Raw genomic sequence first — 24,005 nt, forward strand, 5'->3', positions numbered from 1 at the left:
ATGAGTCCCGTTCTCGCTGGTGTGCTCCAGCTCCTCGCACTGATCGCCGCGCTCGCGCTGGCCTACCGCCCGCTGGGCGACTACATGGCCCGCGTCTACTCCTCCGACAAGCACTACAAGCCGGAGAAGTGGATCTACAAAGCCATCGGCGCCAATCCGAACGCCGAGATGCGCTGGCCCGCCTACCTGCGCGCCGTCCTCGCCTTCTCCGCGGTCTCGGTCCTGTTCCTCTACGGCCTCCAGCGGGCCCAGGGCATCCTGCCCGGCTCGCTCGGCTTCTCCGCGATCGACCCTGACCAGGCCTTCAACACCGCCGCCTCCTTCGTGGCCAACACGAACTGGCAGTCGTACTACGGCGAGCAGGCCATGGGCCACGTCGTGCAGACCGGCGGCCTCGCGGTCCAGAACTTCGTCTCCGCCGCGGTCGGCATGGCCGTCGCCGTGGCCCTCGTACGGGGCTTCGCGCGCTCCCGCACCGGTGAGCTGGGCAACTTCTGGTCCGACCTGGTCCGCGGTGTCTTCCGCATCCTGCTGCCCATCTCCGTGATCGGTGCGGTCATCCTCGTCGCGTGCGGCGCCATCCAGAACTTCGCCGGCATCCACGAGGTCGGCCAGTTCCTCGGCGGCACCCAGCAGTGGAACGGCGGCGCCGTCGCCTCGCAGGAGGTCATCAAGGAGCTGGGCACCAACGGCGGCGGTTACTTCAACGCCAACTCGGCCCACCCCTTCGAGAACCCCAACCCGTTCTCGAACCTGTTCGAGATCTTCCTGATCCTCGTCATCCCGTTCTCCCTGACCCGCACCTTCGGCCGGATGGTCGGGAACCTGCGCCAGGGCTACGCGATCCTCGCCACGATGGCCACCATCTGGATCGGCTTCACCGCGCTGATGATGTGGACCGAGTTCGCCCACCACGGCCCGGCCTTCGACGTCTCGGGCGGGGCGATGGAGGGCAAGGAGACCCGCTTCGGCGTCGGCGCCTCCGCGATCTTCTCCGTGGCGACGACCTTGACGTCCACCGGCGCGGTCAACTCCTTCCACTCCTCGTACACGGGCCTGGGCGGCGGCATCCAGCTCCTGGGCATGCAGCTCGGCGAGATCGCCCCTGGTGGTGTCGGCTCCGGCCTCTACGGCATGCTGATCATGGCGATCATCGCGGTGTTCATCGCCGGCCTGATGGTCGGCCGCACCCCGGAGTACCTGGGCAAGAAGATCGGCACCCGTGAGATCAAGTTCGCGGCCTGCTACATCCTCATCACGCCCGCCCTGGTGCTGGGCTTCACCGCGGCGGCGATGGCGCTGGACACGCCGGCCAACTCGATGACCAACACCGGGGCGCACGGCTTCTCGGAGATCCTGTACGCCTACACCTCGGGCGCCAACAACAACGGCTCCGCCTTCGCGGGCCTGAACGCCGACACCCAGTGGTTCAACAGCACCATCGGCATCGCCATGCTGCTCGGCCGCTTCCTCCCGATGGTGTTCGTCCTGGCGCTGGCCGGCTCGCTCGCCGAGCAGAAGCCCGTACCGGAGACGGCAGGCACGCTCCGCACCGACAAGCCCCTCTACACGGGGCTGCTCGTCGGCACCATCCTCATCGTCACCGGTCTGACCTACTTCCCGGCCCTCGCGCTGGGCCCGCTTGCCGAAGGGCTCGCCTCATGAGCACCATCACCCCCACCCGCGCACCACACGAAGACATCCCGACAGGCCACAAGCCGGCCGGGCGGGTCGGCGGCGGTCTCTTCGACCCCAAACAGCTCCTGAAGTCCTTCCCCGACGCGATCCGCAAGCTCGACCCCAGGATCATGATCAAGTCGCCGGTCATGTTCGTCGTTCTGATCGGCTCGGTGGTCACCACCGTGCTCGCGATCAAGGACCCGACGGACTGGTTCGGCTGGGCGATCACCGCCTGGCTGTGGCTGACCACGATCTTCGCCAACCTCGCCGAGGCCGTCGCCGAGGGCCGTGGCAAGGCCCAGGCAGACACGCTGCGCAAGGCCAAGACCGACTCCGTCGCCCGCCGCCTGACCAAGGACGGCAAGGGCGAGGAGCAGGTGCCCGGCGCTGAGCTCCGTATCGGTGACCTGGTGGTCTGCGAGGCCGGCGACATCATCCCCGGCGACGGTGACGTCGTCGAAGGCGTCGCCTCGGTGGACGAGTCCGCCATCACGGGCGAGTCCGCCCCGGTCATCCGGGAGTCCGGCGGCGACCGCAGTGCGGTCACCGGCGGCACCAAGGTCCTCTCCGACCGGATCGTCATCAAGATCACGACGAAGCCCGGCGAGACCTTCATCGACCGCATGATCGCCCTCGTCGAGGGCGCCGCCCGGCAGAAGACACCCAACGAGATCGCGCTCAACATTCTGCTCGCCTCGCTGACCATCGTCTTCCTGCTCGCCGTGGTGACCCTGCAGCCGTTCGCGATCTACGCGGGCGCCGAGCAGTCGATGATCGTGCTCACCGCCCTGCTGGTCTGCCTCATCCCCACCACCATCGGCGCCCTGCTGTCCGCCATCGGCATCGCGGGCATGGACCGCCTGGTCCAGCGCAACGTCCTCGCGATGAGCGGTCGTGCGGTGGAAGCCGCCGGCGACGTCTCCACGCTGCTGCTCGACAAGACCGGCACCATCACCCTCGGCAACCGCCAGGCCTCCGAGTTCGTCCCGGTCAAGGGCACCACGGCGGCGGAGCTGGCCGACGCCGCCCAGCTGTCCTCCCTCGCGGACGAGACCCCCGAGGGCCGCTCCATCGTGGTCCTGGCGAAGGGGAAGTACGGCCTGCGGGAACGCCACCAGGGCGAACTGTCCCAGGCCGAGTGGATCGCCTTCACCGCGCAGACCCGTATGTCGGGCGTGGATGTGGACGGCAAGCAGACCCGCAAGGGTGCGGCCGGATCCGTCATCACCTGGGTCCGGGAGCAGGGTGGCCAGGTCTCCGACGACGCCGACACCCTCGCCAACAAGATCTCGGAGGCCGGCGGTACGCCGCTGCTCGTCGCCGTCAGGGACGACAAGGGCGCCCGCGTCCTCGGTGTCATCCACCTCAAGGACGTCGTCAAGGAGGGCATGCGCGAGCGGTTCGACGAGCTGCGCCGCATGGGCATCAAGACCGTCATGATCACGGGTGACAACCCGCTGACGGCCAAGGCGATCGCGGAGGAGGCGGGCGTGGACGACTTCCTCGCGGAGGCCACTCCCGAGGACAAGATGGCCCTCATCAAGCGGGAGCAGGCCGGCGGCAAGCTGGTCGCGATGACCGGCGACGGCACGAACGACGCCCCGGCGCTCGCGCAGGCGGATGTCGGCGTGGCGATGAACACGGGTACCTCGGCCGCCAAGGAGGCCGGGAACATGGTGGACCTGGACTCCAACCCCACCAAGCTCATCGAGATCGTCGAGATCGGCAAGCAGCTCCTCATCACCCGCGGGGCTCTGACCACCTTCTCCATCGCCAACGACGTCGCGAAGTACTTCGCGATCATTCCGGCCATGTTCGCGGTGGTGTACCCGGGCCTGGACAAGCTCAACATCATGGGCCTTGCCTCGCCCGAGTCGGCGATCCTCTCCGCGGTCATCTTCAACGCGCTGATCATCATCGCGCTGGTGCCGCTCGCCCTGAAGGGCGTCCAGTACAGGCCGACCAGCGCCGACAAGATGCTCCGCCGCAACATCGGGCTGTACGGCGTGGGTGGTCTGATCGCCCCGTTCATCGGCATCAAGCTCATCGACCTGCTCATCTCCCTCATCCCCGGAATCGGCTGAGACGACAATGAACAACTCAGTAGGCAACACCGTCCGGCTGATCGGCGCGGGCCTGCGAGCCCTGCTCGTCCTGACCGTGATCTGCGGGGTCCTCTACCCGCTCGCCGTCACCGGCGTCGCCCAGGCCCTCTTCAACGACAAGGCCAACGGCTCCGAGATCAAGGACCAGAGCGGCCAGGTCGTCGGCTCCTCCCTCATCGGGCAGAGCTACAACCTGCCGAAGAACGACCCGAACGACGCCGAAGAAGCCGCCAGGCCGGACCTCAAGTGGTTCCAGCCGCGCCCCTCCAACGGCCTCGGCTCCAACAGCGTCAACACCCAGTACTCGCTGATCCTCTCCGGAGCCACCAACCGGTCCGCCGACAACGGTGCCGTGGGCGGCCGGTGCACCAAGGACGCCGAGGAAGGCACCCTCTGCGCGCAGGTCGTCGCCGCCAAGGAAGCCGTCATCGCCGACAACTCCACGACGGGCCACCAGGTCGAGCCCGAGGACGTCCCGGCCGATGCCGTCACCTCCTCCGGCTCCGGCCTCGACCCGAACATCTCCCCGGAATACGCCAAGCTCCAGGTCCACCGCGTCGCCGAGCAGAACAAACTCGACGTCAAGCAGGTCGAGAAGCTGGTCGAGGACCACACAGAGGGCCGCACGCTCGGCTTCATGGGTGAGCCCCGCGTCAATGTCCTGGAGCTGAACATCGCCCTGAAGGCGCTCTCCAAGAGCTGAGCTCCACATCGCACGGACCGGGAGCCGGCAGGGCGCGGAGTCTCCCCCAGCTGCCGCTGGGCAGGGCCCCGCCCCCGCCGGCTCTCACCGTGCCCGTTACGAAGGAAAGGCTGCACACCGATGACCCGGGTGCTGGTGGTGGAGGACGACCCTCAGCTCGTCCGCGCGCTGAAGATCAACCTCCAGGCGCGCAGGTTCGAGGTCGAAGAGGCCTCCGACGGCGGCTCGGCCCTGCGGCTCGCGGCCGCACGCAAGCCGGACGTCATAGTGCTGGACCTCGGCCTCCCGGACATGGACGGCATCGACGTCATCAAGGCCGTCCGCGGCTGGAGCAAGGTCCCCATCCTGGTCCTCTCCGCCCGCCACACCTCCGAGGACAAGATCCGGGCCCTGGACGCCGGCGCCGACGACTACGTGACGAAACCGTTCAGCATGGACGAACTCCTGGCACGGCTGCGGGCGGCGGCGCGGAGACATGAAGCGCCCACGGCTTCGCAGGCCGACGAAGTCACCGTGGTCACGACCGACGGGTTCACCGTCGATCTGGTCGCGAAGAAGGTTCGCCGTGGCGAGCGCACCGTACGGCTCACCCCGACCGAGTGGCACCTGCTGGAAATCCTCATCACCCACCCGGGCCGGCTGATCACCCAAAGTCGGCTTCTGCTGGAGGTCTGGGGCCCGACCTACGGCGAGAACACCAATTACCTGCGCGTCTACATGGCCCAGCTACGGCGCAAACTGGAAGCGGATCCTTCGCATCCGCGGTACCTGATCACCGAACCCGGCATGGGCTACCGCTTCGAACCTTGATCACCCGCCCGATCCACGGCACGAACCCCCGTCGTCAGCAGAGAAGAAGAGTCGGAACATGGGACGCGGCAAGCTCCGCATCTACCTCGGCGCGGCACCGGGCGTCGGCAAGACGTACGCGATGCTCTCCGAGGCGCACCGCCGGATCGAGCGGGGCACCGACTGCGTCGTCGGCTTCGTCGAACACCACAACCGGCCGCGGACCGAGGTGATGCTGCACGGCCTGGAACTCATCGAGCGACGCGAGATCGAGTACCGGGGCAGCACCTTCACCGAGATGGACGTGGACGCGATCCTCGCCCGCCGCCCCGCCGTGGCGCTGGTCGACGAGCTCGCCCACACCAACGTCCCCGGCTCGCGCAATGCCAAACGGTGGCAGGACGTCGGGGAACTGCTCCAGGCTGGCATCGACGTCGTCTCGACCGTCAACATCCAGCACCTCGAATCCCTGGGTGATGTGGTCGAGACGATCACCGGGGTGCGGCAGCGCGAGACCGTCCCGGACGAGGTGGCCCGGCGCGCCGACCAGATCGAGCTCGTCGACATGTCCCCGCAGGCGCTGCGCCGCCGCATGGCACACGGCAACGTCTACAAGCCGGACAAGGTCGACGCGGCGCTTTCGAACTACTTCCGTCCCGGGAACCTGACCGCCCTGCGTGAGCTCGCGCTGCTGTGGGTCGCCGACCGCGTGGACGAGTACCTGCAGGAGTACCGCGGCGAGCACAACATCCGCTCCACCTGGCAGGCCCGCGAACGCATCGTCGTCGGTCTGACCGGCGGCCCCGAGGGGCGTCAGCTCATCCGACGCGCCGCGCGCCTCGCCGAGAAGGGAGCGGGTGGCGAGGTCCTCGCCGTCTACATCGCCGCGAGCGACGGACTGACCTCGGCCTCGCCCAAGGAGCTGGCCGTCCAGCGCACCCTGGTCGAGGACCTGGGCGGCACGTTCCACCACGTGATAGGCGAGAGCGTCCCCGACGCGCTGCTGGAGTTCGCCCGCGGCTGCAACGCCACCCAGATCGTCCTCGGCGTCAGCCGCCGCCGCTCCTGGCAGTACGTGTTCGGACCGGGCGTGAGTGCCACGGTCGCCCGCGAATCCGGACCCGACCTCGACGTCCACATCGTCACCCACGACGAGGCCGCCAAGGGCCGCGGCCTGCCGATCGCCCGCGGTGCCCGTCTCGGCCGGTCCCGCATCATCTGGGGCTGGCTGACCGGTATCGCCGGACCCGCGCTCCTCACCGTCCTGCTGAACCAGGTCGTTCCCGACCTCGGGCTCGCCAACGACATGCTGCTGTTCCTCACCTTCACGGTGGCGGCGGCCCTCCTGGGAGGCCTGCTGCCCGCCCTCGCCTCGGCGGCCTTCGGATCCCTGCTCCTGAACTACTTCTTCACCCCGCCGCTGCACGAGTTCACCATCTCCGACCCGAAGAACATCGTCGCCATCGCGATCTTCGTCGGCGTCGCGGTGTCGGTGGCCTCCGTGGTCGACCTGGCCGCCCGCCGGACCCACCAGGCCGCCCGGCTGCGCGCCGAGTCCGAGATCCTCTCCTTCCTCGCCGGCAGCGTCCTGCGCGGCGAGGACTCCCTCGAAGCCCTCCTGGAGCGACTGCGCGAGACCTTCGCCATGCAGTCGGTCGTCCTCCTCGAACGGAGCAGTGAGGTCGATCCCTGGAACACCGCCTCGTCCGTCGGCACCAGCCCTGTCAGCCGGCCCGAAGACGCGGACGTGGACCTGCCCATGGGCGACAACATGGCGCTCGCCCTCACCGGCCGGGTACTGCCCGCCGAGGACCGGCGCGTGCTCGGCGCCTTCGCCGCCCAGGCCGCAGTCGTACTCGATCGCCAGCGCCTCGTCGACGAGGCGGGCAAGGCCAAGGAACTCGCCGAGGGCAACCGCATCCGCACCGCCCTGCTCGCCGCCGTCAGCCACGACTTGCGCACCCCGCTCGCCGGGATCAAGGCCTCCGTCACCTCCTTGCGCTCCGACGACGTCGACTGGTCCGAGGAGGACAAGGCCGAACTCCTCGAAGGCATCGAGGACGGCGCCGACCGTCTCGCCGCACTGATCGGGAACCTCCTCGACATGTCCCGCCTCAACACCGGCACCGTCGTCCCCCTCATCCGGGAGACCGACCTCGACGAGGTCGTCCCGATGGCGCTGCGCGGCGTACCGGAGGACAGTGTCGACCTCAATATCCCGGAAACGCTCCCGATGGTCGCCGTCGACCGGGGCCTGCTGGAGCGGGCGGTCGCCAACATCGTCGAGAACGCCGTCAAGTACAGCCCCGACGGACAGCCGGTCAAGGTCACGGCGAGTGCCCTGCACGAGCGGGTGGAACTGCGCGTCGTCGACCGTGGCCCTGGCGTCCCTGACGAGGCCAAGAGCCGGATCTTCGAACCCTTCCAGCGCCACGGCGACGCCCCACGGGGCGCCGGAGTCGGCCTCGGCCTCGCCGTCGCCCGCGGCTTCACCGAGGCCATCGGCGGCACCCTGACGGCCGAGGACACCCCCGGCGGCGGCCTCACCATGGTCATCACCCTCCCCATAGCGGGCGGCACACCGCCGGTCACCGCGGATCTCCCGACCTCGGCGGTCACCTGAATCGGCCCGCGGGCGGGCCCGAAAATCGAGAGCCACGACGACCGACAGACGCACAACCGGCGCGGGAAGGGCCGCGAGTCCACTTCGCCCGGTGCACACGTCGACGACCGAAACACGCGAGCCGCCCAGCTCCGGTATCCCCACACCGAGAGCTGGACGGCTCATGTGTTGTGCGACGGTTGACCAGCACGCGGTCGCACCGGCCCGTACCCCCACGGCCGGACCGTGCGCGTCTTGGTCGGTGTTCAGGTCACCGGCCTCCAGCCGCGTGCCACCGGACCGTCACCGGCTCCGTCGCTCCGCCAGTCTGCTCCCGGCCGACCTCCGTGACAACGCTCCTTGACGCGTTCCTTCCACCCGGCTGCCGATCTTTGACGCGCCCCTGATGACCTGCGCGAAAGCCGGATTCGCACCGTCACCCGACATACATCAGAAGGCCGTCAAGGTCCCGTTCGGGATCTTGCCCCGGCATCCCTGATGCGCTGGGATGGGCTCATGAACAGCGGTCCGCGCTACGACGATCGGCCACCGAATCAGGTGCAGCCGACAGCGCCCGCTGTCCGCCCGGCCCTCTGACTTCGGCCGCGCGTCCTGCGCGTACCACCCGCCGCCGGCGTCCCGAAGGACTCCGGCCGGGGCTCCGTACGCGTCCTCCCCTTCACCGCATGACCTGATCCCTCGCCCCTGCCGACGCCGGGGCGCCGGGCGCGTCAGCCATGCCTGCTTCCAGGAATCCGACATGTCTTCTTCCCTGTCCGGACGTACCGTCCTCGTCACCGGCGCCACCGCCGGCATCGGCTACGAGACCGCCCGCCAGCTCGCCGAGCGGGGCGCCACCGTCCTCCTCCACGGCCGCACACCCGAGGAGGCCCAGGCCGCCGCCGACCGGCTCGTTGCCACCGCCGGTGTGGACGGCGCCCGTCTCCGACCGCTCGCCGCCGACTTCGCCCGCCTGGAGGAAGTCGAGAACCTGGCCCACGCCGTCGTACGGGAGCACCCGCGCCTGGACGTACTCGTCAACAACGCGGCCATCGCAGCCCCCGAGCGTCACACGCTCACCGTCGACGGCAACGAGGTCGCCTTCCAGGTCAACTTCCTCGCCCACTACCTCCTCACCAACCTCCTGGAATCCGCCCTCACCACCGACCCCGGCGGGCGCGTCGTCAACGTCTCCTCCTCCCTCCACCGCACCGCGGCCATCCAGTGGAGCGACCCGAACCGGGAGCGCCGCTACTCACGGCTCGCCGCCTACGCGCAGTCGCAGCTGGCCCTGACCGTCTTCGCCTCCGACCCGCGCGTCACCGCCGTCTCCGTCCACCCCGGTGTCTGCGCGACCGGTCTCCTGCCGCTGTACGGGAACGAGGGCGAATCCGCCGCCGAGGGCGCCCAGCACGTCGTTCGTCTCTGCGACCCGGCCACCGAGATCGTCAACGGCGCCTACTACGACCGCTCCGAGCGCGTCGCCCCGGCCGCCGCCGCCACCGAGGACCGCACGATCAAGCGCCTCAACAAGCTCGCCGACCTCCTCGTCGGCCACACCGCCTGAAGGGATACCCGCACATGTCGAAGCGCGCACGCAAGAAGAGGGCCCGCCGCAAGAAGGGCTCCAACCACGGCAGCAAGCCCTCCTGCTAGCCATAGGCCCCATCCGCGGGGCGGCCCTCCGAACCGGGCCGCCCCGCCTCCATGTCCCGACAGGAACCCTCGTGATCAACTTGCCGTCCCACCGAACTCCCGGCGCTCGTCCGCTGGTTCCCCACCGGGGCCCCGGGCTCGGCCGCCCTGACCGAGCACGTACTGACCACCGAGGCCGGCCGCTGGTGGGTGGACCGCGTCATCCAGCCGCGCGTGATCGCCGCCGAGTGCGGGGACCACGTACTCCTGCGCGGAGACCCGCAGGCCCTGACGCCGACGGATCTCAGGGTCTTCGCGGACCGCTCCATCGAGGCACCGGGCCGCTTCCTTCCGCTGATCGGGGCCGCGTTCGACAGGGTCGCGCCCTGGCAGCGCGTGGTGTACGTCAAGCGCTCCCCCGTGCCCGCCACCCGGCCGCCCAGGGGGGTGACCGTACGCAGGCCGACCGCCCGGGACACGCGCGCTCTCAGCCCAGCTGGACCTGCTCGGCGGGCAACCGCCCCGGCCGCCTGCTCGCCTGGACCGCCGGCTTCCGCCCCGAGCTGGAGTACGCCCACTACGCCGTCGGCAGACCGGCGGCGACCGGGAAAGCGGCGGCAGGCCGGTCGACGGTGAACTCGTCGGTCTCGACGACCGCTTCCTCCGCGGCGGCCGGCTCCTGACGCGGCGTGCGGCGGATGACGGCTCCCAGGCGGGCCAGCAGTTCGTCCATGCTGAAAGGCTTGGTGACGTAGTCGTCGGCGCCCGCGTCCAGGGCCCGGATCTTCTCCTCGGAGCCGTGGCGGGCGGAGACCACCAGGACCGGCACCTGCGACGACCTACGCAGGTTCTTGATCACATCGATGCCGTCCATGTCCGGCAGCCCGAGGTCGAGCAGGACCACGTCCGGGCGGCACGCCGCCACGGCGTCCAGGGCCGCGCCCCCGTCCTGGGCGGAGTCCACTTCGTACTTCCGCGCCTTCAGATTGATGACCAGCAACCGAGCCAGCTGCGGTTCGTCATCCACCACCAGCACCCGGGTCATCGGCGTGCCGCCTTCCTGTCGTACGTCCCCTGGAGATCCGGCCGTCGTGAGCTGCTGACGAGCTTCGGACAGGGCAGTCAACCAGAGGAAACAGCGGCTATCGGCCGCCTCGGCAGGCGTTGACGACGTCCATACGACCGTGGGCGCTACTTTGACGCCCTTGTTACGCCACGACTCGCCCGGCGGGCGGGGCGTGAGCCGCGTACGACCAGGTCAACGTTCCTCATCAGAGCTGCGTCAAGGACTCGCATACCTCCTTGAGCCCCGCCTCGCGAACCAGTTGGATGAGCGGTGTGAACAGCGCTCTGCGCCATGACGACCGGCCGCCGCATACGGTGCGCCCGGCCTCGCACGCTGCTCACCTGCCGGTGCGCTGACGCACCGCCCCATCCGCGGCCGCCCGCCCCCGCCCGTTGCGCGGGCGGCCGCTCCACCCCGTGCCTGCCCCCGCTCCGGGGCGGCGCGGGGCCTCACCCTTCGCCTCCTCCCGTTCGCCCGCCCCGGTCGGCGATCGGACCCGCGTGCCCGCATGGGCCCCCGCCTCCCCGCTCTCGTAGCCGAGCACCATTTGGAGAACGTCGTGATCGAAATCGCACCGCGGCAACTTCCGGCCCTGAGCCGCTGGTTCCCCACGGGCTCGCCCGGTCCCGGCGCCCTCGCCGAGCACGTGCTGACCACGGGCGTCGGCCACTGGTGGGCCGACCGCCCGGATCAGCCCCGTGTCCTCGCCGTCAGCTGCGCGGACCACGTGCTGCTGCGCGGCGACCCGGGCGTCCTCGCACCGGACTCGTTGAAGCGGTTCGCCGGCCAGTACGTCGAAACTCCCGCGCGCTTCTGGCCCACGCTCGGCCCTGCCTTCGAGCGCGTCGTCCCCTGGGAACGGATGCTGTACGTCCACCAGGCCCCTGCGACCCTCACCCGCCCGCCGCGCGGCGTCACGGTGAGACGCTTGACGTCCGGGGACGCTGCGGCGTTGGCCGAACTGCACTCCGGGAACGCCTGGATCCACGCCAGTTGGGGCGGACCCGGCGGCCTCGCCGCCTCCGGCCACGGCTGGGCCGCATTCGCCAAGGACCGGATCCTGTCCGTCGCCTGCACCTACTTCCTCGGCAGCGCCTACGAGGACATCGCGGTCGTCACCGTGCCGGATCGCCGCCGCGAACTCCCCCAGCTACCGCTGGGAGGGGCCCCCACCGCACTGGCCTGTGTCGCCGGCCTGACGGCCGACATCCAGGCCCGTGGACACACGGCGAGCTGGTGCTGCTCGCGCGACAACCGGCCGAGCCGGCTGCTGGCCTGGACGGCCAGCTTCCGGCTGACCCTCGAATACGTCCACCACGCCACCGGACGCGCCGTGGCATCCGAGGCCCGGGCAACGCCAGTACCCGCGTAGCCGGGCTCGCCGTGCCCGCTCCGCAACGCACGGCGTCGGCGCTGGGGAGCACGGCTCAGGTCACCAGGTCCAGCCGCGCCTCCTCCAGGTCCAGTGAGCGCTGCAGCCGTTGGCGGGTGGTGTCGCTGATGTGGCGTTCGTCGTACAGCCGCTGTAGTTCGACGGCCTCCACCCGGATCAGGTCGCGGCGCAGCAGCCGGTAGACATGGTCTGCGGACTCCGCCAGGTCGGCTTCATCCAAGCGGTCGCGGGCATGGTCGAGGCGGGCCTGCAGGCTGCGTCGCAAACGGTCCGCCACGACGTCCGGTACGGCTTCGATGTCGGACATCTCGTCCAGGCGCCGGATCCCGGCGGCGGCAAGGCCGCACCGGGCGGATGCCTCCTCGCGTTCGGTGTGGTCCGGTTCGAGGGCGATGCCGGAGCGGCGGACCACATCGGCCAGGGTGAAGCCCTGGGCGACCAGGGTGACGACCACCACCGATGTGGTCAGTACGAGGACGAGCGGGCGCTGGCCCAGCAGGCTGCCGTCGTCCGCCGCGGCAGGGATGGAGAGAGCCGCGGCCAGCGGGACGACGCCGCGCGTGCCCGCCCAGGTCAGCACGGCCGGCACCCGCCAAGAGGGCCGCGTACCCGCACCGCGCTGGACGATGACCGAGAGCGGCAGTACCCACAGCAGGCGCACGGCGATCAGGGTCGCGGCGACGACGAGGGCGTACAGGGGCCAGAGTCGGTCGGCATCGGTCAGCGCCGCGACCTGTCCGGGCAGGGTGAGGCCGATGAGACTGAAGACGACGCTCTCCAACAGGAAGACAACGGTGCCGTTGACGGCGTGCAGCTGGATCCGGATGCGGGCGTTGGTGAACCGGCCCGCCTGACCGCCGAGCACGACGCCCGCCACCACGACCGAGGTCACGCCGGACGCGTGCACCTCCTCGGCCAGCACGTAGGCGGCGTACGGGGTCACCAGGGCTATGACGGTCTCCAGTACCGGGTCCTCGGTCCTGCGGCGGATCAGAGCCACCACACCCGCAACCACTCCCCCGGCCAGGACGCCGCCGCCGGCGAGCAGCGCGAACTCGGTGCCCGCGGCCTGCCAGGACACCCCGGCGGAGGCCACGGCTACGACGACCGCGACTCGGAAGAGCACGAGCGACGTCGCGTCGTTGAAGAGGCTCTCCGCCTGTACCAGGACCTGGACGCGGGGTGGCAGGGCGAGGCGGCGGCCGAGGGCAGTGACGGCGACCGGGTCCGTGCTCGCGAGGACGGCACCCAGGACCAGCGCCATCTGCCAGGTCAGCGGAGTGAGCAGCGACGCCACGGCCCCGACCGCGGCTGCCGAGGCCAGCACCAGACCGACCGCGAGCACACTGACCGGCTTCCACACCAGGCGCAGCTCGCGCCAGGACAGTTCCTCCGCGCTCGCGTACAGCAGGGGCGGGAGGACGACCAGACCGATCACTTCGGGGCTGACCCGTATCTCCGGAGTACCTGGTGTCAGCGCGACGACGAGGCCCGCCACAACGAGCAGTGAGGGCGCGGGAATCCGCCAGCGCCGGGCCCCTGTGGCCACGACCGTGGCCAGCACCACGAGGAACAAGACCGTACCGACACTGCGCATGACGCCCCCACCGAGTCGACGCAGGCCACGCGGCCCGCGACGCCGACCAGGCTTCCCGGCACACCGCCTTCACCCTATCGGCCTCCTGGCCGTCAATGCACCGTCAAAGTCCCGGCGGAGGGGCGTCAGGAGTGCGTCAGGGGCGTTCTCCTCATTGCGTCACTGGTGTTCGCTGGTGAGGTCGAGGGCGCACGGAGGAGTCGGGTACGGGTGAGCACGGAAACTGTCGTAGGCGTCATCGTCGCGGTGTGTCTGGTCGGCTATCTGGTCCTGGCGTTGTTCTTCCCGGAGAAGTTCTGACGATGGCGTTCACGCACGAGGCCGCCCCGGAGGCGAAGGCGGGGCGGTCCGTCGTTCCCCCCGGCAGGCTCAAGGTGTTTCTGGGCGCGGCCCCCGGAGTCGGCAAGACGTACCGGATGCTCGACGAGGCCCACCGCCGGGCTGCCCGTGGCGCGGATGTGGTGGCCGGCTTCGTGGAGTGCCACCGGCGCCGGCACACCGAAGCGAAACTCGACGGGCTCGAGACCCTGCCCCTGGCCGCCCGCGAGTACCGCGGTGGCCGGTACGCCGAACTGGACGGGGAGGCGCTGCTGGCCAGGCGGCCGCAGGTGGTGCTGATCGATGAACTCGCCCACACCAACGTCCCCGGGGGCGGGCGGCACCCGAAGCGCTGGCAGGACGTCGAGGACATCCTCGCCGTCGGGATCGACGTCGTCACCACGCTCAACATCCAGCACCTGGAATCACTCAGCGACGTCGTCGAGAAGATCACCGGGGTGCCGCAGCGGGAGACCGTACCCGACGAGTTCGTGCGCCGCGCCCACGAGATCGAGCTGGTCGACATACCGCCCGAGGGGCTGCGGCGCCGGATGGCGCACGGCAACATCTATCCGCCGGAGCGGATCGATGCCTCGCTGGCGAACTACTTCCGTCCCGGCAACCTCATCGCACTGCGGGAGCTGGCGCTCCTGTGGCTGGCGGGACGTGTGGACGAAGCCCTCCACAAGTACCGCACCGAGCACGGCATCGGGGACGTCTGGGAGACCCGGGAGAGGGTCGTGGTGGCTCTCACCGGTGGCCCGGAGGGTGAGACCCTCATCCGCCGCGCGGCACGCATCGCGAGCCGGTCCGCCGGCGGCGAACTGCTCGCCGTACACGTCGCCCGGAGCGACGGGCTCGCCGTCGGCGTCTCGCATGCGGCGCTGGCCGGACAGAGGGCCCTCGTCGAAGGCCTCGGCGGCAGCTACCACTCCGTCGTCGGCGACGAAGTACCCACCGCCCTGGTGGACTTCGCCATGGCGGAGAACGCCACCCAACTGGTCCTCGGTACTAGCCGCCGCCGTCGGCTGGAACGATTCCTCACCGGCCGGGGCATCGGCGACACGGTCGTGGCGCTGTCGGAGGACATCGACGTCCACATGGTCACGCACGAGCGGGCCGGCCACGGCCGGCTGCTCCCCTCCCGCCGCCGTACGCTCCCCACGTCCCGCCTCATCGCCGGACCGGTGGCCGCCCTGCTGCTTCCCTTACTGCTCACCCTCACGCTCGACCGCGTGCGCGGCACGCTGAACCTCACCAGCGAGGCGCTGTTGTTCCTGGTGGCCGTCGTGGGCGTGGCCTGCATCGGCGGGGTGGTCTCCGCTCTGATCGCGGCGCTCACCGCTGCCCTGCTCCTGAACTACTGGTTCATGGCGCCAGTGGGCGAGTTCACCATGAGCGACCCGGACAGTGTGCTGGCGCTGGTGGTCTTCGCCGTCGTCGCCGCCACCGTGGCCGCAGCGGCGGACCGGTCCCTGCGCCTCTCCCGCCGTGCCGCACGGGCCACGGCAGAAGCGGAAACGATGTCGTCGCTCGCGGGCAGCATCATCCGAGGCGACCAGACGATTCCGGCCCTGCTGGAACGTACACGGGAGACGTTCGGCATGGACACCGTCGAACTGACTCCCGAACCGCCCGACATGGGTCCGGGAACGGAGATCGGACGTCCCGCCCGTCGCGAGGCGGGCCCCGCCCTTGCGGTGGCGGCCGGGCACGAAGCCTTCCTCGTCCTGCGCGGTCGTACGCTGCCGTCCTCCGAGCGACGCGTGCTGGCCGCCTTCGCCGCGCATGTCGGCGCGGCGGTCGAGCGGGCCCGGCTGGCCGAGGCCGCCGCCGAGGTCGAACCCATCAAGGCCGCCGACCGCCTGCGCACCGCCCTGCTCCGAGCCGTGAGCCACGACCTGCGAACCCCCTTGGCAGGGGCGCTGGCCTCGGTCAGCTCGCTGCGCAACCAGGAGGTCGAGTTCTCCGCCGAGGACCGCGCGGAACTCCTGGAGTCCGCCGAGCTGTCCTTGAACCGGCTCAACCGCCTGGTGGAGAACCTGCTCGATCTCAGCCGCCTGCAAGCCGGCGCGCTCACGCTCGACCTGCGGGCCACCACGCTGGAGGAGGTCCTGCCGGCCGCACTGGAGTCGCTGGACCTGACGCCCGGGAGCGGGCCCGCCATCGATGTGCAGAACCTCGAATCGGTACCGGCGCTTCAGGCCGATCCGCCCCTGCTCGAACGGGTACTGGCCAACCTCGTCGGCAACGCGGTCCGCCACGCACCCGCGGACCGCCCGGTGCTGGTGACCGCCAGCGCCCTGGCCGGGCGGGTCGACATAAGGATTGCCGACCGCGGCCCCGGGATCGCTACCGACGACCGCGAGCGCGCGTTCGAGCCTTTCCAGCGCCTCGGCGACCGCGACAACACCGCCGGACTCGGGCTCGGGCTCGCCCTGGCCAGGGGACTCACCGAGGCGATGGACGGCACGCTCACCCCCGAGGACACCCCGGGAGGAGGACTGACCATGGTCCTGTCCCTGCCCGTTGCCACCGTTGTGACAGCAGGGCGGTCCTGATCGCATGTCCTCATCCTTCCGCACTCTCCACCTGCGAGCTGGACTCGGCTATCACGCCCATCACGTGGTCGTTTGCGGGGACGACGGCTTCGCGCACCGCGCGGCACAGGGCCTCGACGCCGTGTGCGGCGAGACCATCACGGTCGTCCTGCCGTCGCAACGAGAGAGCCTCCGGGCACTTCCAGCCATCGATCTCACCTGAACCGGAATCGCGGCGCCGGTCACCTTGAACCCTGGTCCGGTCCGGTCCGGTTACGTCATTTTCACCATGGGGGTCTTATGTCATTCGATGAGGAATGGGCGGAGCTCAGGTCAGCGGCTGCCCGGAACCAGACTGCGATGCGGCTCAATCACCTGGATCCCGGAGGAGGCGGCGGACCGGGGCCACAGGGGGATCTGGTGGTCGCCCAGAAGGACCTGGCTGCGGTCGGCGACGCGGCATTCACACTGCGGCAGAGGCTCGGCACCGACGGGGACCACGCCAAGACGAGCACGCACGAGGCGGCAGGCACGCTGAAGAAGGACTTCGCCCTGGGCGCCGCCCTCTCGACGGTCGCGGAGAAGTGGCACGACCAGGTGGGCACCTTGCTGGACGCCTGCGCCCACATCTCCAACCACCTGGACTACACGCAGAAGGCTCATGCCGGCGACGAGTACCGGATCGCGACGCAGTTCAAGTTCGCCCAGCTGGACAAGGGCTTCGAGGAAAGGGCGCAGCACTGATGGATCTGGACGCACTGCGTTTCGCGGACTTCTCGAAGCTGTCCACCGCGGTGGCCGACTGGACGGCCATGGCCACGAAGCTGTGGGAGCTGGAGTCGGATGCCCGAGGCGACCTCGGCGGGAAGGCGGCCAAGGCCGACTGGGCGGGCGTGAACGCGACCGTGACCCGGGAGTTCATCGGCAAGACCGCCAAGGAGTTCAGCGACGCCGCCACCGAGGCCACCAGCATCGGAAACATCCTGCGGGACACCCACAGCGAGCTCGTCGACTACAAGAAGCGGCTGAACGAGGCCATCTCACGCGGCCTCGAAAAGAACCTGACCGTGGTGCCGACGGGCGGCGGCTTCACCGTCACGATGAACATCCACCCCGACCGTGCGGCCAAGGGCGCCACTGTGCCCGAGCACACCGAGGCCGACGCCACCGCCCTGCGCGACGAAGTACAGCGGATCCTGGAAGGGGCGACCGAGAGCGATACGACTGCGGCACAGGCTCTGACGATGCTGGTCGGCCAGACCCCGTACGGGTTCCCCGACGCCGCGTACTACGACCGTGACCGCGCCGCGGACGCCATGAAGGACGCCGACCGGATCGCCAAACTCATGGGGGCCAAGGGGGACGACATGTCCCCGGAGGAGTTCGACAGACTCAACCGCGATCTCGCCAAGTACAGGGACGATTGCCTCTTCCAGGAGAAGCTCGCCACCACGATCGGCCCGCGCGGCCTTCTCGACTTCTGGGCCGACCTCGCCGACCCCTCCGACGGCGGCACCTTGCAGCGCTCCCGCCACGACCAGCTCGGCGACTTCCAGCGCAACCTCTCCCTCACCCTGGCCGGCGCCACCCAGTCCGACAGCCCGGCCATGCGCAGCTGGGAGAACGACATGGTCAAGCTCGGCGAGGAGCGCGTCCAGACCCGCGGCAGCCAGGTCTACGGCTACCAGGTGATGAGCAACCTCATGCGCAGCGGCGACTGGGACAACCGCTTCCTGAACGAATACGGCAACGCCCTCGTCGCCACCGAGAAGAAGATGAAGCTCCCCGCCAACTACTGGAACGGCGGCGTCCCCCCTGTCCCCAAGATGAACTTCATCGGCGAGGACTTCGGCCGCGACCCCCTGACCGGCTTCATGACGGCTCTGGCCGCCAGCCCGAACGCGGCGACGGAGTTCTTCAACACCACCCAGCCCACCGACAACGCCCAGTACGTCCTCGGCGACCGGCAGACCTTCGACGACACGCCCCTCAACACCAAGGACGGCAACGCCGCACGGGAGGCCACGGGCGCCGCCCTGGTCTCTGCAGCCACGGGAGTCGACCCCAACAACATGACAACGCGTCCCGACGACCTCACGCCTGAACACCGCCAGGTTCTGGACCGCTCCCTGAAGTACCTCTCCGAGCGCGGCGACGAGTTCCCCTCCGAGATGCGCGACGACATGGCCAAGGTCCTTTCCGCCCACAGCGATGTCGTACACCACTCGGCCAGCGCCATGTCGGACACGCCGGACGACCCCCGCCAGCTCGACCGCCACCACCTCCTGGAGGTGAGCAAGCAGGTCTCCCGCGACCAGAATTCCTACGGCATGCTCAACGAGGCCATGAACCGAGAAATGATCAAAGACGTCCACGCAGAACACCCGCGTGACCCCAACGAGACGCTGCAAAATGCGGGCCGTACGGTCGGCTTCCTCGAAGAGGCCCGCTACCAGGCCCTCAAGACCGACAAGGATGACCCCACGTGGGAAGCCAAGTGGCGTTACCACGGCTTCGGCGGAGCAGCCAACTTCATCCCCGTGGTCGGCGACATAGCACAACGGGGTGTCGACGCCCTCGCCTACCAGTGGCAGCTCGACGAACAGGCGCGGATCGACGCGGGAGTCCAGGACCAGAACGCGAAGACGTTCACGCACCGGGAGAACCAGCTGAGGGCGCTCTCCGAGGAATGGGCCAAGGCGAACCCCGGGCACTCCTACACTCCGCGCACGCTGGAGCAGGAGATCAACACGTCCGCGGTGACGGGAAACGTCTCGGCCAAGGGTTTGGCAGGCACCCAGTGAGGCGCCTGCGCACGGCCATGATGGCCGCTGCGGGGGCCGCGGCACTGATCGCAGTGACCGGGTGCAGCGAGGGCAGGGAGTACGCGCTGCCAGGCGACATATGCGGCGTGGTCGTCGATTCGGCCCTCATCGCACCGCTGCTTCCGCCTGGCGCCAAGCTGGAGCAGTCGACGTACTCAGCCAGGCCGCACGCTCCGCGGTGCGAACTGACCGTGGACAAGAACACCGTCCTGACCGTAAAAGGCGACGTGACCACGCCGGACGAAGACGTCATGGGTGGCATCGGACAGCGCTTGGCGAGCTCCGGCGATCCCGCACAGATCGACGTGGGCGACGCCGCCCGCGTTGCCGACTCCATGGCCGTCGCGGTCGCACGGTGCACTTACGAGGGCAAACCCGGCCAGTTCGTCGTCGAGATCTACCCGCCCATCATGGCCTCCGACGTACCCGCACGCCGTGAGGCCCTCACCCGTCTCATGACCGTGTACTTCCCCGCGGCCCAGAAGGCAGTGGGCTGCGCGTCCTGACCGGAACGGCCGCTGGGGAATCCGCGCCGCCCCATACCCTTCGACGTAGGACGCAGCCTGTGCATCACGACCACGAACCGGTCTTCAAGCGGAGCAAGTGGGGAACGAACCGCTATTACTACAACCCTCGCAACCCCGTCGGGCTCGCCCTCATCGTCCTCACGGTGCTCGTCGTCGGGACGATGCTGATCCTCATGGCCAACCGGGCCGGACCGTTCGAGCCATCGCCTGCCCCCGCACCGTGGAAGCCCGCGCCGGTCACCACCGGCCCGCCAGGCCACTGAGTGGACGTTAAGTCCGTTTCTGGTAGCGGCCTCGTCCGGGTTGGGTGAGGAAGCCTTGGCGGGTGAGTCGTCCGAGGCGGCTGCGGGTGATGTTGACGGATGCTTCGTCGGTGGGCATGTCGAGGAGTTCGTGCAGGTCGCGGGCCCGGAACGCCTGGTCGGGGTGCTGGTTGAAGGCGTCGACGATGGTCTGGTAGGCGGTGCTCGACTCGGGCGGATCGGGTTCGGTGCCGGTAGGTGCGAGTTCGGTGATGACCTTGCGGGTGGTGGCGAGGTCCGCGAGGCGAGCTTCGGTCTCGGTGAGGGCGGCGGTGAAGTGCGCGATCTGATGGCGGAGTTCGTCTGCCCGGGCCGTGGCCTCGTTCTCCCGGAGGTGAAGGTCCACCAGGAGTTCGGTGATGTTCACGCGGCCAGCCCGATGGTGTCGCGCCAGGTCGGCGTGGGTGTGGTGAGGCGGCGGGCCATGTTGGCGGTGGAGGCCCAGTAGACGCGTGAGGCGGAGGTGTCGGGCCGGTGGTCGTACTCACGGGTCAGGCGCCGGTGGAGCATCAGCGTGCCGTTCGTCTGCTCGACCACCCACCGCTTGGGCTGCGGGACGAACCCTTTGCCCTGGTCAGCGGGGTTGCGGCGGACGACCTCGACGCCGATGTCCAGCAGTGCGCCGTGAACGATGACCGCTTCCTTGAAGCCCTGGTCGACCAGGGCTTTCTCCAGGCGCATTCCGCACCGCTCGGCGGCCTGGTCGAGCAGGGCGATGCCGGCGGCGTTGTCGTGCGCCGAGGCGGCCATGACGACGACGCCGATGATCAGCCCCAGCACGTCGACGGCCAGTCCCCGCTTGCGTCCCGAGACCTTCTTGTTCGCGTCCAGCCCGGTCGTGGTCCGGGGGACACCCGCCGCAGCGCGGACGGACTGGGTGTCGATGATCACGAGGGACGGGTCCTCTAATCGGCGGGCTTTCTCCCTGACCTGGCAGCGAAGGAGTTCCTGAATCCGCTGGTCGAGCCCGTCCTCGCGCCACAACCTGAAGTAGTAGAACACCGCCGACCAGGCCGGCAGGTCATGCGGCAGCATGCGCCACTGACAGCCCGTCCGGTTCTGGTAGAAGATCGCGTTCACGACCTCCCTCAGGTCACAGGACCCGGGATCCCCGGTCGCCGACCGCGCCACCCGGCCCTGTTTCCAGGCCGTGATCATCGGCTCGATCAACGCCCACTGCCCATCCGACAAATCGCTGAGATACGGCTCTCTCATCACGCCCCGCATCTCAACATGGACATGCCCATCGAGCAGCCCGGACCGCGATCAGTACCACGATCGAGCGATCACGAACGAAGAGAAGTCGGACTTAACGACCACTGAGATCCCTGGCCAACGCCCGCCGTCTGGCCCGTACCACCCCACTGCGTCCGTCCCAACCCGAGCAGCTCACAGCAACCAACAGCCGCCGCACTCCGTAGGCGCCGTCAGGCCCGATGCACTTCGGCGTCGGTCCCCGACGGCAAGTCCACACAACCGGACGGCTACTTCGCAGCCCCTGCCCGAACGGTGCCGGAGCCGATAGCACCCCGGAGGACATGGGCGATCTCCTCGGGTTTGAGGTCGATGCCGTCGATCCCCTCCACGGTCAGCGGGATCTCCTCCAGCGCATACTCACCACGGCCTTCTGCACTGAACTCGGGCCCGGTGCGATCCTCGAAGGACCAGGTGGCGATGCGGGCGAGGTAGAAGAGCTGACGTTCGTCGTCGGACTCCATCGTGTGGAGGAGCCGGACGATGTCGGCCTTCCCCGCGATCTCCTCGTGGATCTCCCGGTGGAGAGCGGCCTCCCGCGACTCATCGCTGGGTTCGACGCCGCCGCCGGGCAGTACCCAGTACACGGGGATGTCGGGCTTGGTTCGGCGGATGACCAGCATCGTGTCGTCAGCGGTGACGAGGACGGCTCGGACTCGTTCGATCATGTCGGTCTGTCTCCTTGCTTGTTGACGGTCCCAGTGCAGCAGCCGGCCACCGTCGACGTGGACGGATTGCCCAGTGATGAACGATGCGGAGGGGCCCACGAGGAACGCCACCAGGGCTGCAACATCTTCGGGTCGACCGCGGCGAGGGACGCACTGGCGCTTGATCTGGTCCTCCGGGCGCGCGAGGTGCTGGGCGGGGATGGCGTTCTCGGCCTCAACCTGGATGGCGCCGGGCATGACCGTGTTGACGCAGACCCCGTACGGGCCCAGTTCGCGGGCGAGGGAGCGGGTCAGTCCCAGTAGCCCGGCCTTCGCGGTGCTGTACGCGACCAGGTTCGTCCGGCCGACGCGGGCGTTGACGCTGCCGATGTTCACGATCCGCCCCCAGCGGCGTTCGATCATGCCGGGGGTCACCGCGTGGCAGGTGCGGTACTGGGCGGTGAGGTTCACGTCGAGGGAGTAGCTCCAGGCTGCCTCGTCGGTGTCCTTCCAGGGGACGCGGGGGTAGGAGCCGGCGTTGTTCACGAGGATGTCGATGGGGCCGATCTCGGCGCGGACGAGCTCGACCATGGTCTGGACGGCGCCGGGGTCGGTGAGGTCGGCGTTCGCCGCGATCCCGGGGCTGCCGTCTGGCTCGAAGGCGGCGAGGAGGGCATGGGCATATGTTGAGATCCCTTGGCCAAGGCCCACCTTCTGGAGCGCCCCAGCGGTACCTTCGCGTCAGAAGAAGCGGTCGCAGATCGGGGTGATGGGTGTGAGCGGGTACATCGAGGAGCAAGAGCGGATCGGACAACGGGTCCGGCGTCAGCGGCTCTCGGTTGGGATGACTCAGGCCGACCTTGCCGCCGCACTGGGGCGGACGCAGGGGTGGGTATCGAAGCTGGAGAAGGGGCGGATCGAGCTGGACCGGGCCGGTCTGATCAACGCCGTGGCCGCCGCGCTCCACTGCCATCCGAACACCTTGATCGAGCGCCCGTACTCGGGCGGCGGCGCCGAAACCAAGTGGCAGGTCTCAGCGGCCTCCATCATCCGGGAACTGCGCCGGTACGACCTGGCTCCCGTCTTTGACGGCACCCCTCGGCCGTCCGAGGTGCTGTGGCACGACATGAAGCGCCTGCTCCGCCTGCGCGACGCCGCGGCGAACGCCGCCGTACTGAAGGAGCTGCCGGACATGCTGCGCGAGGCCCGGGCCCTCGCTGAGGCGTCCACTGGCCACGAACGTGAAGAGGCGTTCGCGATCTATGCGGTGGCCTGCAAGTTCGCCCACACAGCGGCCCATGCCCTCGGACATCCCGAGCTGGTCGCCATGGCCTGCGAACGGGCCACCTGGTCCGCGCAGCTCTCAGGTGACCCGGTGATGCCGGCGATGGCGCTGTGGATGCGCATGTGGGACACGTGGGCGTCGGCCGACTGGGATGACGCCCTCGCCCTCGGGGACAAGGCCCTCGCCAGCATCGAAGCCGAGTACGAGGCCGGCGACCCTCTCGCCCTGCGTATGTGGGGCGCCCTGCACCTGCGGGCCGCGATCTCGTCCGCGCGCGGCGGGAACGCTGCTGGGTCGGATGAGCGGCTCGCGCTTGCCCGTACGGCGGGCGAGCGGGTCAACTCATACGTCGGGCCCGAGATCCACGACCGGCACTCGGTCACGTTCAGCCTCGGCAACGTCGTCATCCACGGCGTCAGCGCCGCCTTGGAGATGAGTGACCAGACGAAGGCGCTCCGGCTCAACCGCGAGGCGGACCCCGCGCACATCGCGGTTCTGCCGAACTCCCGGCTCGGTCACCACCACATGGACCTTGCCCGCGCGTGGCTGTGGGACGGTAACCGCGACCAGGCCCTGACCGAACTGGAGACCGCCGAACGTATCGCTCCCCAACTGGTGCGCAATCACCCTGTCGCTCGCGCTACTCTGCGGAAGATCATCTACGCGGAGCGGGCTGCTACGCGCCAGCGGCTGCGCGGCATGACCGGACGTTTTTCGCTGGACTGACCTGGGGACAT

Annotated in this window: 19 protein-coding genes and 1 pseudogene; 14 read left to right on the top strand and 6 right to left on the bottom strand. The window is 69.4% G+C overall.

Annotation, left to right across the window (positions count from 1 at the left end):
- From kdpA to OG534_RS03550, 6 genes are all read left to right on the top strand, one after another.
- On the top strand, positions 1-1,665 hold the full coding sequence (kdpA, locus tag OG534_RS03525) for a potassium-transporting ATPase subunit KdpA (protein ID WP_326586595.1): 1,665 nt from the start codon (positions 1-3) through the stop codon (positions 1,663-1,665).
- Positions 1,662-3,764: a potassium-transporting ATPase subunit KdpB gene (gene kdpB / locus OG534_RS03530; RefSeq protein ID WP_326586596.1), complete on the top strand. Its 2,103-nt coding sequence runs from the start codon at positions 1,662-1,664 to the stop codon at positions 3,762-3,764. Before kdpA ends, kdpB begins: the two co-directional genes overlap by 4 nt.
- A 7-nt stretch (positions 3,765-3,771) precedes the next feature.
- Positions 3,772-4,488, top strand: coding sequence for a potassium-transporting ATPase subunit C (locus OG534_RS03535; protein ID WP_326586597.1), 717 nt, complete (start codon positions 3,772-3,774; stop codon positions 4,486-4,488).
- A 120-nt stretch (positions 4,489-4,608) separates the two neighbouring features.
- Complete coding sequence (locus OG534_RS03540) at positions 4,609-5,298, top strand: response regulator (RefSeq protein WP_326586598.1); 690 nt, start codon at positions 4,609-4,611, stop codon at positions 5,296-5,298.
- Between the two features lie 58 nt (positions 5,299-5,356).
- The gene (locus OG534_RS03545; protein WP_326586599.1) at positions 5,357-7,900 is read left to right on the top strand and encodes a sensor histidine kinase KdpD; all 2,544 of its coding nucleotides are present in this window, start codon (positions 5,357-5,359) and stop codon (positions 7,898-7,900) included.
- A 739-nt stretch (positions 7,901-8,639) separates the two neighbouring features.
- Positions 8,640-9,446, top strand: a complete 807-nt coding sequence (locus tag OG534_RS03550; RefSeq protein WP_326586600.1) for an SDR family NAD(P)-dependent oxidoreductase — start codon at positions 8,640-8,642, stop codon at positions 9,444-9,446.
- Positions 9,447-10,130: 684 nt separating this feature from the next.
- Here OG534_RS03550 and OG534_RS03555 read toward each other — a convergent pair.
- A pseudogene (locus OG534_RS03555) lies at positions 10,131-10,559 on the bottom strand (response regulator transcription factor); the annotation flags it as partial.
- A gap of 580 nt (positions 10,560-11,139) precedes the next feature.
- Between OG534_RS03555 and OG534_RS03560 the strand changes: the two are divergent.
- Entirely contained in the window at positions 11,140-11,952 is an 813-nt protein-coding gene (locus tag OG534_RS03560; RefSeq protein WP_326586601.1) for a GNAT family N-acetyltransferase, read from the top strand.
- A 55-nt stretch (positions 11,953-12,007) separates the two neighbouring features.
- Here the strand turns inward: OG534_RS03560 and OG534_RS03565 are convergent, their stop codons facing one another.
- Positions 12,008-13,570 carry a Na+/H+ antiporter gene (locus OG534_RS03565; protein ID WP_326586602.1) on the bottom strand — a complete coding sequence of 521 codons (1,563 nt, stop codon included), beginning with the start codon at positions 13,568-13,570 and terminating at the stop codon, positions 12,008-12,010.
- A gap of 210 nt (positions 13,571-13,780) precedes the next feature.
- Between OG534_RS03565 and kdpF the strand changes: the two genes are divergently transcribed.
- Together kdpF and OG534_RS03575 are read left to right on the top strand one after the other, a co-directional pair.
- Entirely contained in the window at positions 13,781-13,870 is a 90-nt protein-coding gene (kdpF, locus tag OG534_RS03570) for a K(+)-transporting ATPase subunit F (protein ID WP_326586603.1), read from the top strand.
- Positions 13,871-13,872: 2 nt separating this feature from the next.
- On the top strand, positions 13,873-16,449 hold the full coding sequence (locus OG534_RS03575) for a sensor histidine kinase (RefSeq protein WP_326586604.1): 2,577 nt from the start codon (positions 13,873-13,875) through the stop codon (positions 16,447-16,449).
- Positions 16,450-16,459: 10 nt separating this feature from the next.
- Here the strand turns inward: OG534_RS03575 and OG534_RS03580 are convergent, their stop codons facing one another.
- Entirely contained in the window at positions 16,460-16,609 is a 150-nt protein-coding gene (locus OG534_RS03580; protein WP_326586605.1) for a hypothetical protein, read from the bottom strand.
- A 239-nt stretch (positions 16,610-16,848) separates the two neighbouring features.
- Here OG534_RS03580 and OG534_RS03585 point away from each other — a divergent pair, with 239 nt between their 5' ends.
- The 4 genes from OG534_RS03585 (at position 16,849) to OG534_RS03600 (ending at position 20,043) form a co-directional block, all read left to right on the top strand.
- Complete coding sequence (locus OG534_RS03585) at positions 16,849-17,172, top strand: hypothetical protein (protein ID WP_326586606.1); 324 nt, start codon at positions 16,849-16,851, stop codon at positions 17,170-17,172.
- Positions 17,172-19,232 carry a hypothetical protein gene (locus tag OG534_RS03590; RefSeq protein ID WP_326586607.1) on the top strand — a complete coding sequence of 687 codons (2,061 nt, stop codon included), beginning with the start codon at positions 17,172-17,174 and terminating at the stop codon, positions 19,230-19,232. Before OG534_RS03585 ends, OG534_RS03590 begins: the two co-directional genes overlap by 1 nt.
- 107 nt (positions 19,233-19,339) lie before the next feature.
- Positions 19,340-19,759, top strand: coding sequence for a hypothetical protein (locus OG534_RS03595; protein ID WP_326586608.1), 420 nt, complete (start codon positions 19,340-19,342; stop codon positions 19,757-19,759).
- A gap of 59 nt (positions 19,760-19,818) precedes the next feature.
- Positions 19,819-20,043, top strand: coding sequence for a hypothetical protein (locus OG534_RS03600; protein WP_326594038.1), 225 nt, complete (start codon positions 19,819-19,821; stop codon positions 20,041-20,043).
- 7 nt (positions 20,044-20,050) lie between these two features.
- On the opposite strand, the gene OG534_RS03605 is transcribed toward OG534_RS03600, so the two are convergent.
- The 3 genes from OG534_RS03605 to OG534_RS38645 all read right to left on the bottom strand — a co-directional run bounded on the left by OG534_RS03605 (position 20,051) and on the right by OG534_RS38645 (position 22,694).
- Positions 20,051-20,449, bottom strand: coding sequence for a hypothetical protein (locus OG534_RS03605; RefSeq protein ID WP_326586005.1), 399 nt, complete (start codon positions 20,447-20,449; stop codon positions 20,051-20,053).
- Positions 20,446-21,300: an IS5 family transposase gene (locus OG534_RS03610; RefSeq protein WP_385229381.1), complete on the bottom strand. Its 855-nt coding sequence runs from the start codon at positions 21,298-21,300 to the stop codon at positions 20,446-20,448. Before OG534_RS03610 ends, OG534_RS03605 begins: the two co-directional genes overlap by 4 nt.
- Positions 21,301-21,566: 266 nt before the next feature.
- Positions 21,567-22,694 carry an SDR family oxidoreductase gene (locus OG534_RS38645; RefSeq protein ID WP_442807028.1) on the bottom strand — a complete coding sequence of 376 codons (1,128 nt, stop codon included), beginning with the start codon at positions 22,692-22,694 and terminating at the stop codon, positions 21,567-21,569.
- A 58-nt stretch (positions 22,695-22,752) separates the two neighbouring features.
- Here OG534_RS38645 and OG534_RS03625 point away from each other — a divergent pair, with 58 nt between their 5' ends.
- The gene (locus OG534_RS03625; protein WP_257553132.1) at positions 22,753-23,994 is read left to right on the top strand and encodes a helix-turn-helix domain-containing protein; all 1,242 of its coding nucleotides are present in this window, start codon (positions 22,753-22,755) and stop codon (positions 23,992-23,994) included.
- Positions 23,995-24,005 lie beyond the last annotated feature (11 nt).

It is taken from the genome of Streptomyces sp. NBC_01294 (assembly GCF_035917235.1).
In the GTDB taxonomy this organism is placed as follows: Bacteria; Actinomycetota; Actinomycetes; order Streptomycetales; family Streptomycetaceae; genus Streptomyces; species Streptomyces caledonius.